Annotated in this window: 13 protein-coding genes; 9 read left to right on the top strand and 4 right to left on the bottom strand. The window is 70.1% G+C overall.

Going from position 1 to position 14327, the window contains the following annotated elements; genetic code table 11:
* Positions 1-85 precede the first annotated feature (85 nt).
* The 4 genes from ALI22I_RS36645 (at position 86) to ALI22I_RS36630 (ending at position 4662) form a co-directional block, all read left to right on the top strand.
* Entirely contained in the window at positions 86-292 is a 207-nt protein-coding gene (locus tag ALI22I_RS36645; protein ID WP_033432301.1) for a cold-shock protein, read from the top strand.
* A gap of 114 nt (positions 293-406) precedes the next feature.
* Positions 407-1633, top strand: a complete 1227-nt coding sequence (locus ALI22I_RS36640; protein ID WP_077010197.1) for a serine/threonine-protein kinase — start codon at positions 407-409, stop codon at positions 1631-1633.
* Between the two features lie 216 nt (positions 1634-1849).
* A complete protein-coding gene (gene groL, locus ALI22I_RS36635) occupies positions 1850-3472 on the top strand; it encodes a chaperonin GroEL (protein ID WP_077010196.1) in 1623 nt (540 codons plus the stop codon).
* 410 nt (positions 3473-3882) lie between these two features.
* Complete coding sequence (locus ALI22I_RS36630) at positions 3883-4662, top strand: phosphodiesterase (RefSeq protein ID WP_077010195.1); 780 nt, start codon at positions 3883-3885, stop codon at positions 4660-4662.
* 359 nt (positions 4663-5021) lie between these two features.
* Here the strand turns inward: ALI22I_RS36630 and ALI22I_RS36625 are convergent, their stop codons facing one another.
* From ALI22I_RS36625 to ALI22I_RS36610, 4 genes are all read right to left on the bottom strand, one after another.
* On the bottom strand, positions 5022-7610 hold the full coding sequence (locus ALI22I_RS36625) for a CHAT domain-containing protein (protein WP_238598754.1): 2589 nt from the start codon (positions 7608-7610) through the stop codon (positions 5022-5024).
* 236 nt (positions 7611-7846) lie between these two features.
* Positions 7847-8269, bottom strand: a complete 423-nt coding sequence (locus tag ALI22I_RS36620) for a carboxypeptidase regulatory-like domain-containing protein (protein ID WP_443217015.1) — start codon at positions 8267-8269, stop codon at positions 7847-7849.
* A gap of 59 nt (positions 8270-8328) precedes the next feature.
* Positions 8329-8934: an RNA polymerase sigma factor gene (locus tag ALI22I_RS36615; RefSeq protein WP_077010193.1), complete on the bottom strand. Its 606-nt coding sequence runs from the start codon at positions 8932-8934 to the stop codon at positions 8329-8331.
* 173 nt (positions 8935-9107) lie between these two features.
* A complete protein-coding gene (locus ALI22I_RS36610; RefSeq protein ID WP_077010192.1) occupies positions 9108-9302 on the bottom strand; it encodes a hypothetical protein in 195 nt (64 codons plus the stop codon).
* 288 nt (positions 9303-9590) lie between these two features.
* Between ALI22I_RS36610 and ALI22I_RS36605 the strand changes: the two genes are divergently transcribed.
* The 5 genes from ALI22I_RS36605 to ALI22I_RS36585 all read left to right on the top strand — a co-directional run.
* Positions 9591-10244 carry a copper homeostasis protein CutC gene (locus ALI22I_RS36605; RefSeq protein ID WP_077010191.1) on the top strand — a complete coding sequence of 218 codons (654 nt, stop codon included), beginning with the start codon at positions 9591-9593 and terminating at the stop codon, positions 10242-10244.
* A gap of 120 nt (positions 10245-10364) precedes the next feature.
* The gene (locus tag ALI22I_RS36600) at positions 10365-11642 is read left to right on the top strand and encodes an extracellular solute-binding protein (protein WP_077010190.1); all 1278 of its coding nucleotides are present in this window, start codon (positions 10365-10367) and stop codon (positions 11640-11642) included.
* Entirely contained in the window at positions 11642-12529 is an 888-nt protein-coding gene (locus tag ALI22I_RS36595) for a carbohydrate ABC transporter permease (RefSeq protein ID WP_077011101.1), read from the top strand. Before ALI22I_RS36600 ends, ALI22I_RS36595 begins: the two co-directional genes overlap by 1 nt.
* A complete protein-coding gene (locus ALI22I_RS36590) occupies positions 12526-13371 on the top strand; it encodes a carbohydrate ABC transporter permease (RefSeq protein ID WP_077005635.1) in 846 nt (281 codons plus the stop codon). Before ALI22I_RS36595 ends, ALI22I_RS36590 begins: the two co-directional genes overlap by 4 nt.
* Positions 13368-14327 (top strand): family 20 glycosylhydrolase (locus ALI22I_RS36585; RefSeq protein WP_143532633.1); only part of this gene is annotated, 960 nt, incomplete at its 3' end. The genes ALI22I_RS36590 and ALI22I_RS36585, both read left to right, overlap by 4 nt.

The raw sequence follows: 14327 nt of genomic DNA, 5'->3' as shown, positions 1-14327 counted from the left end.
CATGACTCCATAAGGAGGTATCGGCGAACCCCTTCGTGCCTCTAGCGTGGCGGTTTGCTCAGGGTATTTCTCAAAGGAGGACGTCTTGGCTGTCGGCACGGTCAAGTGGTTCAACTCGGAGAAGGGGTACGGCTTCATCGCCGCCGACGGCGGGCCGGATGTCTTCGTGCACTACTCGGCGATCCAGATGGAAGGCTTCCGCACGCTGGCCGAGGGTGACCGCGTGGAGTTCGAGATCCAGGCGGGCCGCGACGGCCGCAGCCAGGCATCGGACGTCCGGAAGGCATCGTGACCTCCGCCCGACCCGCCGCGCGGCGGGTCGGGCCGCTTTCCCCACGCGCGTCCCGCTGTGAGATTGCCGGGAACCCGGCGCAAGCCGCTGTACGGGGACGTTAGGCTTCCCCGCGTGTCGGAGGACCTGAGCGGGCGACGGTTGGGCCACTACCGGATCGACGGGGTGCTCGGCCGCGGTGGCATGAGCGTGACCTACAAGGCCACGGACGTCAGGCTCGGTCGCAAGGTCGCCCTGAAGGTCATCGGCGAACACCTCACCGCGGACGCGGAGTTCCGCGAGCGGTTCGTCGACGAGGCCCGCAACACCTCGGCGATCGACCACGCCAACATCGTGCCGCTCTACGACTTCGACGAGGTCGACGGGCTGCTCTACATCGCCATGCGGCTGGTCGACGGCCAGGACCTGGCCGGCCACATCAAGGACGGCCCGCTCTCGCCCTCGCGCACCCTCACGCTGCTCGGCCAGGTCGCCGAGGCGCTGGACATGCTGCACGGCAAGGGCCTGGTCCACCTCGACGTGAAACCGGCCAACGTGCTGGTCACCACCAAGGAAGCCGCGGGCGAGCACGTCTACCTGGCCGACTTCGGCCTCACCCGGCGCGGCGCCACCGGGCACCGCACCCGCACCGGCGACTTCCTCGGCTCACCCACCTACGCCGCGCCCGAGCACCTGCGCGGCGAACCGCTCGACGGCCGCACCGACCAGTACGCGCTGGCGTGCATGGTGTTCGCGTGCCTGTCCGGGCGGCCGCCGTTCCAGGGGTCCGTGCAGGACGTCATCCAGGGCCACCTCGGCGCCGAGATCCCGTCGTTGACCTCGATGGTGGCGTTGCCGCCGGCCATCGACGACGTGCTGCGCAAGGGCACGTCCAAGGACCCGTCCCAGCGTTACGGGTCGTGCGTCGAGCTGATCGCGGCGGCGCGCGTCGCGCTGTCCGCCGCGCCCCAGAGCGCCCCGCCGCCCCGCCGCACCGACTCGGGCCCGGTGCCGATGGGGCCGCAGACCGGCGGCGTGCCCGCGCAGCAGGGCCAGTACCGGCCGCCCTACCAGCAGCAGCAGCCGGGTTTCCTCCAGGAACCGGTGCGGCTGCGGCCGCCGGCGCAGGTCGGCGCCAGCGCGTTCACCACCACCGCCAAGTCCCGGCCGGCGTGGTTCGCGCCCGTCGTCGCCGGCGTGGTGGCGATCGTGCTGATCGTCATCCTCGTGGTGATCCTCACCCCGAAGGACGAACCTCCGCGCCAGCCCGGCTCGACCGGCACCAGCCAGTCCATCGAGGTAGGCGGCACGACGAGCAGCAAACCGCTGCCCACGAGCGTGCCCGTGCGCACCTCCCGCTGACCAGCTCTTCTTGCACTCTCCCCGGTCGAGTGCTAAACACGTTATTGGCACTCGGACCACCTGAGTGCCAACACGCAGGCTGGGGCGGGTGAGGCAGGTCCCTCCGGGGGCAGGTCGTCCGTCGCGGGCACCGAGTCCTGGCCGAAGCACCGTGTTCCGCTGTGGGCGCGAGTCCGCAGTGGCCCCATTCGTAATCAGGCGGAGGAACACACCGCAATGGCCAAGATGATCGCGTTCGACGAGGATGCCCGCCGCGGCCTGGAGCGTGGCATGAACATTCTCGCCGACGCCGTCAAGGTGACGCTCGGCCCCAAGGGCCGCAACGTTGTGCTCGAGAAGAAGTGGGGCGCGCCGACCATCACCAACGACGGCGTCTCCATCGCCAAGGAGATCGAGCTCGAGGACCCGTGGGAGAAGATCGGGGCCGAGCTCGTCAAGGAAGTGGCGAAGAAGACCGACGACGTCGCGGGTGACGGCACCACCACGGCGACCGTGCTGGCCCAGGCCCTGGTCCGCGAGGGCCTGCGCAACGTGGCCGCCGGCGCCAACCCGCTGGGCCTCAAGCGCGGCATCGAGCAGGCCGTCGACGCCGTGATCGAGCAGCTGCACAAGTCCGCCAAGGAGGTCGAGACCAAGGAGCAGATCGCCGCCACGGCGTCCATCTCCGCGGGCGACACCACCATCGGCGAGCTCATCGCCGAGGCGATGGACAAGGTCGGCAAGGAAGGTGTCATCACCGTCGAGGAGAGCAACGCACTCGGGCTCGAGCTGGAGCTCACCGAGGGCATGCGCTTCGACAAGGGGTACATCTCCGGCTACTTCGTGACCGACCCGGAGCGGCAGGAAGCGGTCCTGGAGGACCCGTACATCCTGCTCTACGGCTCGAAGATCGCGACGGTCAAGGACCTGCTCCCGTTGCTGGAGAAGGTCATGCAGGGCGGCAAGCCGCTGCTGATCATCTCCGAGGACGTCGAGGGCGAGGCCCTGGCCACGCTGGTCGTCAACAAGATCCGCGGCACGTTCAAGTCCGTCGCCGTCAAGGCCCCGGGCTTCGGCGACCGCCGCAAGGCGATCCTGCAGGACATCGCCATCCTCACCGGTGGCCAGGTCATCACCGAGGACGTCGGCCTCAAGCTGGAGAACGCTGACCTGTCGCTGCTGGGCAAGGCCCGCAAGGTCGTCGTGACCAAGGACGAGACCACGGTCGTCGAGGGTGCGGGTGACGCCGAGCAGATCCAGGGCCGCGTCAACCAGATCCGCGCGGAGATCGACAAGTCGGACTCCGACTACGACCGCGAGAAGCTGCAGGAGCGCCTGGCGAAGCTGGCCGGCGGTGTCGCGGTCATCAAGGCCGGCGCCGCCACCGAGGTGGAGCTCAAGGAGCGCAAGCACCGCATCGAGGACGCGGTGCGCAACGCCAAGGCCGCCGTCGAGGAGGGCATCGTCGCCGGTGGTGGCGTCGCGCTGCTCCAGGCCGCCGAGATCGCGTTCGCGGGCCTGAAGCTCGAAGGCGACGAGGCCACTGGTGCCAACATCGTCAAGGTCGCCGTCGAGGCGCCGTTGAAGCAGATCGCCATCAACGCCGGCCTCGAGGGTGGCGTCGTGGTGGAGAAGGTCAAGGGCCTCCCCGTCGGCCACGGCCTCAACGCCGCGACCGGCGTGTACGAGGACCTGCTCGCGGCCGGCGTGCCGGACCCGACCAAGGTCACCCGCTCGGCGCTGCAGAACGCCGCGTCGATCGCCGCCCTGTTCCTCACCACGGAGGCCGTGGTGGCGGACAAGCCGGAGAAGGCGGGCGCTGCCCCGGCCATGCCCGAGGGCGGCGGCATGGACTTCTGATCCACCAGGTCCGTTGACCGGTGTGATCGGTTGAAGTCACGAAAGGGCCCGGTTCGCCTCTGGCGAACCGGGCCCTTCGCCGTGCGAGCATGGGCGGCGAACAGCCCGCGGCCACACGATCGAGTGAGATCAACCGAAATGTGTACGGAAACACCGTTACCGACACTCGGTTAAACCAGACCGAATCCCGAACCACCCCACCTGCCCAACCACCCACACCCACCCGCCCAACCCACTCCGCTCGCCACCCAACCCACTCCGCTCGCCACCCAACCCGCCCCGCTCGCCACCCAACCCGCCCACCGCCGACCCGACCCACCCGCCCGCCCGTCCGCGCGCGACCGTCCCGCCGTCCCGCCGTCTGTCACCGCAGCCCGCCTACTTGCCCCTCAAGGACTGGAGCCGACGACGTGCTCATCGCGCACCTGAGCGACCCGCACCTGCGGACCGACGCGCTGGCCGCTGAACCAGCCGCCTCCCTGCGCCGCGCGCTGGGCCGGGTCCTGGCTGTGGACCCGCGGCCCGACTGCGTGGTGATCACCGGTGATCTGACGGAGTACGGGCAAGTCGACGCCTACGCCCAGCTGCGCGAGGTCATCGGCGCGTTCCCCCTGCCGCTCCACCTGACCGCCGGCAACCACGACAATCCCGCGGCGCTGCTCGAAGTGTTCGGCGGCACGTCGTTCCTCGGCGGCGGCACGTCCACGCATTACGCCGTCGCGCACCCGGGCTTCACCGTCGTCGCCCTGGACTCGTGGCGGCCGAACGGCCCGGCCGGGCAGCTCGGCGACGAGCAGCTGACCTGGCTGGACGACGTGCTCGCCCAGCGCCCCGACGTGCCCGCCTTCGTGTGCCTGCACCACCCGCCGGTCGCGGTGGGTATCCCGTTCCTCGACGGGATGCGGCTGGAGAACGGGCCCGCGCTGGGTGCGGTTCTCGCCCGCCACCACAACGTGGCCCGCGTTCTCGCAGGTCACGTGCACCGTGCGATCAGTGTGCCGTTCGCCGGGACCTTGGTGTCCGTCGCGCCCAGCACCTACCGCCAGACGTCGCTCACCCTGCGCGCCGACCAGCCGGTCGGGGCCCTCGCCGAGCCGACCGGGTTCCTGCTGCACGTGGCCACCGAGTCCGGTTTCGCCACGCACACCGTGCCGGTTAGCGACGCGGGTGCGTTGATCGGCACGTTCTGATGGCTGACGGGCAGGTGACCGGCGGGCGGGTCCATCGGCATCTGGTGGACGTGCACGTGATGCTCGTGCGTGACGGCCGGGTGTTGTTGATCCGTCGGTGTGACCCCGATCCGCGGTTCGACGGGCGTGGCACCTGCCGGCCGGGAAGGTCGAGGCGCGGGAGTGGAGCGGTGAGCCGGCCGTGAGGGAACATAAGGAATCTTCAGGTTTGGGGTGGTTCGGGCTCGATGATCTGCCTGATGGCCTGATGGCCTGATGGCCTGATGGGGTACGCGGGCATCGGGTTGCGGAGCGAGGGGGCGGTCAGCGTCCACGGGTGGGATTAGCAGACACGGACCGATGCCGGGGCCACGGGTGGGTTAGGCGCCGAAGCACACGAACGGGCGACGTAGTGGGTCGACGGCGGTCGCCTCGGCCAGTGCGTGGGACGCCGATTTGCCCTCCGCCAGGAGCTTGTGGAACGTCTCCATGGTCATCGCGGCAGCCCGGTCACCCACCTTGTTCACCGCCGCCACCACCGTCCGCGACCCGCTGGCCAGCAGCGCCCCAGCGAAACCCAAGGCCTCGTCACCCGGCCGGATGTGGCTCAACGCCAACGAACACGCCGCCAGGACCACCTGCTCCGGCGCCCTCCGCAGCCGGGCCGTCTCGTGCGCGAACAGCGGACCGTCAGCCAACTCCAGCCGGGAGAACAGGGCGTTGTCGGCCACGTGCTCGCCGTGCGCCGCGATGTGCGCCAAACGCGCGCCGTCCAACGCCGACAGCACGTCACCCACCGCTTCCGCCATCACCGCATCGGGGTACGTGCCCCGCAGGTCGCTCACCTCGCCGACCGCCTCCGGCAGGCCCGGCCCACCCACCAGCACCACCCGCGACGCCGACGTCCGCGCCGACACCGCGTTCAGCCACGCCGTCGCCGAAGGAGCGACCACGACCGGCCGACCGTGCAGCGACGGCAAGGCGTTCCACGGCACCGCGTACAGCTCACCGGTCGGCACGACCACCAACTCACGCCCGCCGACCAACCCCTCCAACGGCCCGACCAGAGCCGAGTCCAACCGCTCCGCCCGCAGCGCCGCCGACGCCGTCACCGCCGAAGCCAACACCGGATCGAGGTGGTCGGGCGCGAGGACGTCCACGTCGGCGTGCAACTGCCGGACCAACTCGAACACCGCCGACGCACGCCCCAGTCGCACCAACGTCGCGTCACCCGCCACCAGCACCACGGCCGACAGCACGTCACCGTGCGCCACGAAACTCACCATCGCCCGCTCACCCAACGCGGCCCGCACATCGGCCACCCCGCACACCGGCCGCGGCCGACCCCACACGCTCGTGTGCCACCCGAGCCGCGCCACCTCGCGCTGCAACGCGTCCAGCCGCGCCGCCAACTCGACCACCGGCCGCCCGTCCAACCGCGCCTGCTGCACCGCCCGCGACAACGACCGCGACTCCGCCACCCGCCGCGCCAACACCGGGTCGTCGATCGCCGGCAACGGCTCGTACCGGTACACCTGCGCCCGCGTCCGCTCCAGCCAGTCGAACGTCGCCGCCGCGTCACCGTTGTGCTCCAACACCAACCCGACGGCCAGTTCACCCAGCTCACGCCCGTGCACGGCGGTGCCGCACAGCAGGTCCAGGCCACCCATCCGGTCCCGGACGCGGCCCAACTCGGCCAACCCCTCCTCGGCCTCGCGCAACGCCAGCCCCGGCTCGCCCACCGCCACCGCCAACTCGGCCCGGCACAGCCGCAGCAGCATCCGGTGGTCGATCGGCGCGATCGGGCCGGGCATCGGAACCTGGTCGAGCAACGCGCGGGCGGCCGTCGGGTCACCACGGCGGACCGCCATCCGCACCGCGAGGAGCGTCGCCACGGCGGCCTCGTCGGTCAGCCCCACGGCGTTGAGCCGCTTCGCCAACCGTGCCGCCCGAGCCGGGGTCGCACCCGCCGGCGTGCGCCTCGAAACAGCGGGCAGCGAGGCCGGGCGCGGTTGGGAGGCCGGGCGTGATCGGGAGGCCGGGCGTGATTGGGCGGGCACGAACAGCGTGCCGGCCTCAGGCGCGACCTCACCGTGGGACTCGGCACCGGCGGAAGCGAAGTCGGCGCGCATCCGCATCAACGCCGCCAACTCCGCCCACGACGTGCTGCCACGTCGCCGGAACCGCCGCCGCGCCTGCTCCGCCAACTCCCGCGCCGACCCCGGATCACCCCGCAACAACGCCGCGGCCGCCCGCGCCAACTCGGCCTCCGCCAAGTCCTGCCCCACCCGACGCCGCCGCAACACCACCAGCGCCTCGTCCAGGTGCTTGGCCGCCTCCTCCGCCAACCCCGCGGCCAGCATCACCCGCGCCCGGTCGATCTGCGTCCGCGCCACCAGGTCCGGCGCCAACAACCGGAACACCCGCTCGGCCTGCTCGTGGTACGCCAACGACCGGGGCACGTCACCGGTCAGGTGCGCGATGTCGCCGAGGTTCCCCAGCGCCTTCGCCTTCATCAACGGCAGCTCATCGGCCTCGGTCAGGTCGATCGTGCGGCGCATGTCCCGCTCCGCCGCGTCCGGCAGACCGAACGCGATGTTGGTCAACCCGCGGTTCATCAACGCCGTCGACAACGTCGCCGTGCCGACCGCCCCCGACGCCCGCCCGTCCTCCAACTGCCGCACCGACTCGTCGTACAGCGCGATCGCCTCGGCGGTCCGCCCGGCCCGGTGCAGGATCAGGGCGTGCTGGTCCTTCACGATCGCCCGCAACCCCACCGCGTCCGGCCCCTCGGGCAGCGTCGCGATCAGCTCACCGGCCGTCCCCAGGTGCGCCAAGCCGTGCTCGACCGAACCCGTCTCCGCCTCGCCGTAGGACAGCGTGATCAGAATCCGGATGCGGACCGTGGTCGCCTCGACGTTCGGCGATGTCACCGGCAGTGCACCCAGCGCACGGCGCAGCAACGTCACGGCATCCGCCGGACGGCCGGCCGACGCCGCGCGATAGGCCTGTTTGTGCAGGTCGGCAGCTACTTCGACACCGCTGGAAGCGGTCGGTGAAACCGGTAGGGCAGCACGAGACGCGGACACGTTCCTATGCCAGCACACAGAACGTGTCCGAGAAGCCGTCTTGTGGATGTTATGGCTGAGCCGAACGGGTTACTCTCCGTGAGTGCACCACCGGACGGCCCATCGTCACACCGCCCTCACAACATGATCGTCGGCGTCACGACCGTCCGTCCCGGCTCACCCCGGGAGTTCACCAGGTGCACCACGATCTGCGTGGTCCCAGCGGGCACGTCGGACAGCACGAACCGGCCACCGTCGTCGGCCGTGGTGGTGCTCGACTCGTGCTCGGCGACCCGGACCTCGACGGTGTGCTCACCCGCCGGCACGAGCCACCCGTCGATGCGGTGCCGTGCGCCGGTCGAGGTGAAGTTCACCATCAACGTCAGGTTGTCCACCGTGAACGTGATGGTGCCGGGGCTGCCACCACGCACACCCGCGAACGAGCCCGCGCGTTCCCAGCGGGCCACCTCGACGTCCAGGTTCTCCAATGCCACCGCGAACTGGATTCGTTCGACGAGCCCCGGTGGGGGCGCGTCCAACTCGTACACCAGGCGGTTCAGTTCAGTGAGGACAGCGGTGTCCTCTTGGCCTCTGCGGTCATCGCGCGGGTCGATGTCGTTCACCGCGATCCTCCTTCCGCGTCGAGATATGTGCGCAACAAGGTCAGACACCGGCCCCTGGTCGGGCCGATGCTGCCGCGTGGCATGGACAGTGCTTCGGCGACCGCGCGGTACTCCGCCCGCCCGGCCAGCACGGTGAGCCGCAGAAGCTCCTGACACCTCTGCGACAGCCGACCGAAGGCCCGCCACAACCGGTGGTCCCGGTCGTCGACCAGGGCGGCGTCCTCGGGCAGGCCGTACTCGCTTTCCAGTTGTTCCGCCAGCTCGTCGCTCAGCGCGGCTTCGCGACGGGCTGGCGTCCAGGTCCGTTGCGCCTCGCGGCGCGTGGTGACCACGAGCCACCCGGCCAGCGCACGCGGCTCGGCCAGGCGCTCGAGGTGGCGCAGCAGCGCGAGCCAGACCGTCTGCACCACGTCCTCCGCGGTGCTGCGGTCCAACCCGTGTCCGCGCGCGATGTGCCACACCAGCGGGGTCAGGTCGGCGACCAGCACGTCCAGGGCCCTGCGGTCGCCGTCGCGCGCGGCGACGACGCAAGCCGCGTGCCGGTCCGTGCCGTCCAGACCTTCCCACGGTGGGCGCTCACCGGCCGTGCGCAGTTCTCCCACGTCGTCACCTCCCTCTCGGCGTCCCCCAGCCGAAGCTGATCGTCACACACCACCGTCACCGGTGCGGCGGCGGTCCGCGGTGCCCCCCTCGCACCGCGGACCGCCTCCCCCCTGCGGATGACGTCCGATCGGCACCCCTCGAAGCCGACCGACCGCCACCCCATCCCCCAGAGTCAGTTCTCGCTCACCGGCACGCTGTCGACGTCCACCGGCACGCTGTGCGTCTGGTGGTGGCCGTCCGGCGAGGCGGGCGGCGTGTCCGTGTCCGGGTCCTGCGGTTCGTCCATCGGCTCGATCAGGCCGGTCGGCTCCTCGAAATCGAGCTGCACGGGATCGAGCTGGTCGACGCCAGGCGGATTGGCGCTCATGCGGGCCTCCTCAGTCGGGGTGAGGATCGGTCATCAGATAAGGAGTGAGTAGTTCTACGCTGGATACACAGGCGGGGATTAACAGTTCACTGTTAAGTTGGACTAGGCCGAACGGTCGCAGCCGGCGAGGTGCGGGGGAGGTGGGCCCGCGAGATCACCCGGACGAGCGAACTGATCGTCAGTGGAAGATCTGCGGAAACTTTCCGCGCACCATTGACGTTGCCGGGTTGGGAAGGAGGCGCGGCGCACGGCGGAGCGGTGTCACGGAAGCTCGGTATGGTCTAGACCATGCTGGAAGTCATCGCCCTGGACGCCACCGACGCCGAGGCCGCGCAGGCCGGCGGCGCGCACCGGCTGGAACTCACCGTCGACATGGCCGCCGACGGGTTGACCCCACCGGTCCCCGTGCTGCGCGACGTGCTGTCCGCGACCGACCTGCCGGTGCGGGTCATGTTGCGCGACGGTCCGGGCTTCGCGCCCGCCGACCTCGACCGCCTGCGGCGGGAGGCGGCGGCGCTGCGCGAGGCGGGGGCGTCGGAGTTCGTGTTCGGGTTCCTCGACGCCGACCGGTGGGTGGACGAGTCCGCGTGTGCGGCGCTGATCGAGGTGGTCGAGGGGTGCGCGTGGACGTTCCACCGCGCGCTCGACAACTCCGCCGACCCCGAGGCGGCGTGGACGGTGGTCGGGGGGCTGGGGTGCGACACGGTGCTCGCGGCCGGTAGTCCGCGGGGTGTCGCGGACGGGTTTTCGGTGTTGGAGCGGTTGGCCGCGCGGCAGGAGAAGGTGCGGTTGCTGGTTGGTGGTGGGCTCAAGGTGGAGCATGTCGGGCCGTTGAAGGCGGTCGGTGTCACGGGGTTCCACGTGGGCGGCGCTGTGCGGCCGGGTGGGTGGGGTGCGCCGTTGTCAGTCGAAGCGGTCCGGACCTGGGCAAATCTGGTCTAGACCGATTGCCGGTCCTGGGATTAGCATCCGCGTTGCTTCCTGTGAAATGGCCGTTGCAGAATGCGCAATAAGTTACAGGCAACGTCCTTCGGCGCAACAACACCTGAAGGGTGGGCGAGGATGCGGTTCGTAGTGGCGGCAGTCGTGGGCGCCGCTGTGCTGGCCGGGTGTGCCCCGGTCCAGTCCGGCGGCACGGCACCCACCGGCGTCGACGAGCAGACCGGACAGCTCCGGGTCTGGCTGTTCGACGAAGTCAACCGAGGCCCCAAGGAAGCGGTCGTCAAGGAGGCGATCACCGAGTTCCAGCAGGCCCACCAAGGCGTCACCGTCGATGTCCAGTACATCCAGGTCCAGACCCGCGCCGAGCGCTTCAAGGCCGCGTTCAGCGACCCCAAGAGCGCACCGGACGTCGCCGAGTTCGGCAACACCGACCTGGCCGGCTACGTCGCGGGCGGTGGGTTCGCCGAGCTCGACCTCGGCCAGTGGTCCGAGTCCAAGGACCTGCTCCCGGAAGTCCTCGACACCGGCACGGTGGACGGCAAGGTCTACGGCGTCCCCTGGTACGTCGGCGTGCGCGCGCTCTACTACCGCACCGACATCTTCCAGGAGCTGAACATCCAGCCCCCGGCCACGCTCGACGAGATCGCCCCGCTCGCCCGGAAGATCCGCGCCGCCAAGCCGGACCTGCTCGGCATCTCGGCCGGCGGCAAGTACACCTACGGCGCGATGCCGTTCGTGTGGGCCAACGGCGGCGACATCGCCAAGAAGGACGGCGACAATTACGTCTCCGCCATCGACAGCGCCGAGTCCAAAGCGGGCCTGAAGCAGTACACCGAACTCCTCGCCGACGACATCTGCCCGCCGGCCCAGTGCGCGGCCAACGGCGGTGACGCGAGCGTCGAGGCGTTCCGGGCGGGCAAGGCGGCGATGGTCGTCGGCGGCGACTTCAACCGCAAGTCGGTCGACGCCTCCACCGCCGCCGGCAAGTACGCGGTCGTGCCGCTGCCGGGCAAGAAGGCGGGCGAGATCGCGCCGGCGTTCGCGGGCGGCAACCTGCTCGGCGTCATGAAGGGCAGTGAGCGCAAGACGCTGGCCAACCAGTTCCTCCAGCTCCTGGGCGGCAAGGCGTACCAGCGCAAGATGTTCGACGCGATGGGCAACATGCCGACGTTCGGCGACGTGCAGGACGAGGTCGCGAAGGCCAACCCGGTGCTGGAGCCGTTCATCAAGACCCTGAACGCGGGCACGAAGTTCGTGCCGGTCACGCCGAACTGGGCCAAGGTCGACGCCCAGGCCGTGCTGCCGAACCTGCTGCAGAAGATCTCCGCCGCCGGGGAAGACGTCGACACGGCGGCCAAGGCCGCGGCCGACGAGATGAACGCCGCTTTCAGCTCGTGATGCCCACCAGGAGAGGTGACGGGCGGATCGCGTTCGCCTACCTCACCCCCGCGCTGCTGGTGCTGGTCGGGTTGATGGGTTACCCGATCTACCAGCTCGTGTTGATCTCCCTGTTCGACTACGGCCAGGAGCAGGTCAGCGGTGGCGCGCCGCTGACCTTCCTGGGGCTGGGGAACTACACGACGCTGCTGGCCAACGCCCGGTTCTGGGCCGTGCTCGGCCAGACGGTCGGCTTCGCGGCGGTGTGCGTGGTGGGGACCCTGCTGGTCGGGACCGCTCTGGCGGTCCTGGCCACCAGGGTCCGCACCTGGGCCCGGATGACGCTGTTCCTGGCCGCCCTCGGCGCCTGGGCGACGCCGGCGGTGGCCGGGTCGACGATCTGGCTGTTCCTGTTCGACGCCAACTTCGGGTTCGTCAACGAGGTCCTGGGCACCACCGGGTTCTCCTGGACCTACGACAAGTGGGTGGCGTTCGGGCTGGTCGCCGCGCAGGTGATCTGGTGCTCGTTCCCGTTCGTCATGGTGACGCTCTACGCGGGCATCAAGGCGATACCCGGCGAGGTGCTGGAGGCCGCCGCGCTGGACGGCGCGAGCACGACCAGGACCGCCACCAGCGTGATCCTGCCCCTGCTGCGACCCCTGCTGATCGTGGTGACCATCCAGTCGATCATCTGGGACTTCAAGGTGTTCACCCAGATCTACGTCATGACCAACGGCGGCGGTATCGCCGGGCGCAACCTGGTGCTCAACGTCTACGCCTACCAGCAGGCGTTCGCCGCCTCCGAGTACGGGCTGGGCGCGAGCATCGGCGTGGTGACCACCGTGCTGCTGCTGATCGTGACCGCCGCCTACCTGCGGGCGTTGCGGCGGAGCGGGGAGGCGCTGTGAACCGGCGTGTGTCGCGGGGTATCGCGGAAGGCGTCACGGTCGTCATCGCGGCCGTCGTGGCGTTCCCGCTGTACTGGATGGTGCTGACGGCGTTGAAACCGGACGCGGAGGTGATCTCGACCGATCCGCGGCCGTGGACCCTCGCGCCGACGCTGGACAGCTTCGTGCGGGCGCTGACCGTGCAGAGCTTCGGCCGCTACCTGCTCAACAGCATCGTGGTGGCGGTCGCGGTGGTGCTGCTGAGCCTGCTGATCTCGTTCCTCGCGGCCACCGCGCTGACCAGGTTCCGGTTCCGCAGCCGCACCACGTTGCTGATCATGCTGCTGGTGGTGCAGATGGTGCCGGTCGAGGCGTTGACCATCCCGCTGTTCTTCCTCATGCAGTCGGTGCGGGACGTGGCGCCGGTGTTCGGGCTCAACCACCTCGGTTCGCTGGTGCTGGTGCACCTGGCGTTCAGCCTGCCGTTCGCGATCTGGATGCTGCGCGGGTTCGTCGCGGCGGTGCCGGTGGAGTTGGAGGAGGCGGCCACGCTGGACGGCGCGTCCCGGTCCAGGTTCCTGTGGTCGGTGCTGTTCCCGCTGGTGGCGCCGGGGTTGGTGGCGACGAGCGTGTTGTCGTTCATCCACGCGTGGAACGACTTCCTGTTCGCGAAGACGTTCATCATCTCGGCGGCGGAGAACCAGACGCTGCCGCTGGCGTTGCAGGTGTTCGTGAAACCCGATCAGAACGACTGGGGGGCGATCATGGCCGGTTCGACGTTGATGACCATTCCGGTGCTGGTGTTCTTCATCCTGGTGCAGCGGCGCCTGGTCGCGGGGCTGGCCGGGGCGGTGAAGTCGTGATCCTGCCCCGTCCGGTGTCGTTCACCAGGGGTGACGGCGAGATCTCGTTCGACGGCACGGTCCACGTCGAGCGGGTGACAGGGCCTGCGGAGGGCTACCGGCTGTCGGTGACGCCCGACGGCGTGCGGGTGTGGGCTTCCGACGACGCGGGGGAGTTCTACGCGCGGCAGACGGTGCGGCAGCTGAGCGGGCCGGCGGCGTTCCGTTCCGTCGCGCCCGTGCGGGTGGCGTTGCCGGTGTGCGAGGTGGAGGACCACCCGCGGTTCGCGTGGCGCGGCGTGATGCTGGACGTGGCGCGGCACTTCCTGCCCAAGCACGACCTGCTGCGGTACGTCGACCTGCTGGCCGTGCACAAGCTCAACGTGCTGCACCTGCACCTGACCGACGACCAGGGCTGGCGGTTCGAGTCGCTGAAGTTCCCCCGGCTGCACGAGATCGGCGGCTGGCGGCCCGACTCGCGGTTCGGCGACCGGCGGTCCGGCGGCATGGCCGGGCGTCCGCACGGCGGCTACTACACCCAGGACGACCTGCGTGAAGTCGTCGCGTACGCGGCGCTGCGGCACATCACGGTGGTGCCGGAGATCGACGTGCCGGGGCACAGCCAGGCGGCCATCGCGGCGTACCCGGAGCTGGGCGTGTCGGGCGGGGAGGTGTGGACGGACTGGGGCATCAACCCCAACGTGCTCAAGGCCGACGAGTCCACTGTGGACTTCTACCGGCAGGTGTTCGACGAGGTGCTGGACGTCTTCCCCGGCGAGGTCGTCGGGTTGGGCGGTGACGAGGCGGAGGCCGGTGACGGTCGGTTCGTCCGTCGGATCGCCCAGTACCTGCGGCAACCTCTTCCTGCGCCTGTTCACCCCGGACGTCGGCGAGGACCCGCGATTCGCCACGGCCCCGTTCCCGACGGGCGGCATCTCGCTGCTGGACGGGATTCCGGCCATGGGCAACAAGTTCCA

The organism is Saccharothrix sp. ALI-22-I (genome assembly GCF_001984175.1).
Classification (GTDB): domain Bacteria; phylum Actinomycetota; class Actinomycetes; order Mycobacteriales; family Pseudonocardiaceae; genus Actinosynnema.
This window is presented reverse-complemented; position numbering and strand designations above follow the sequence as displayed.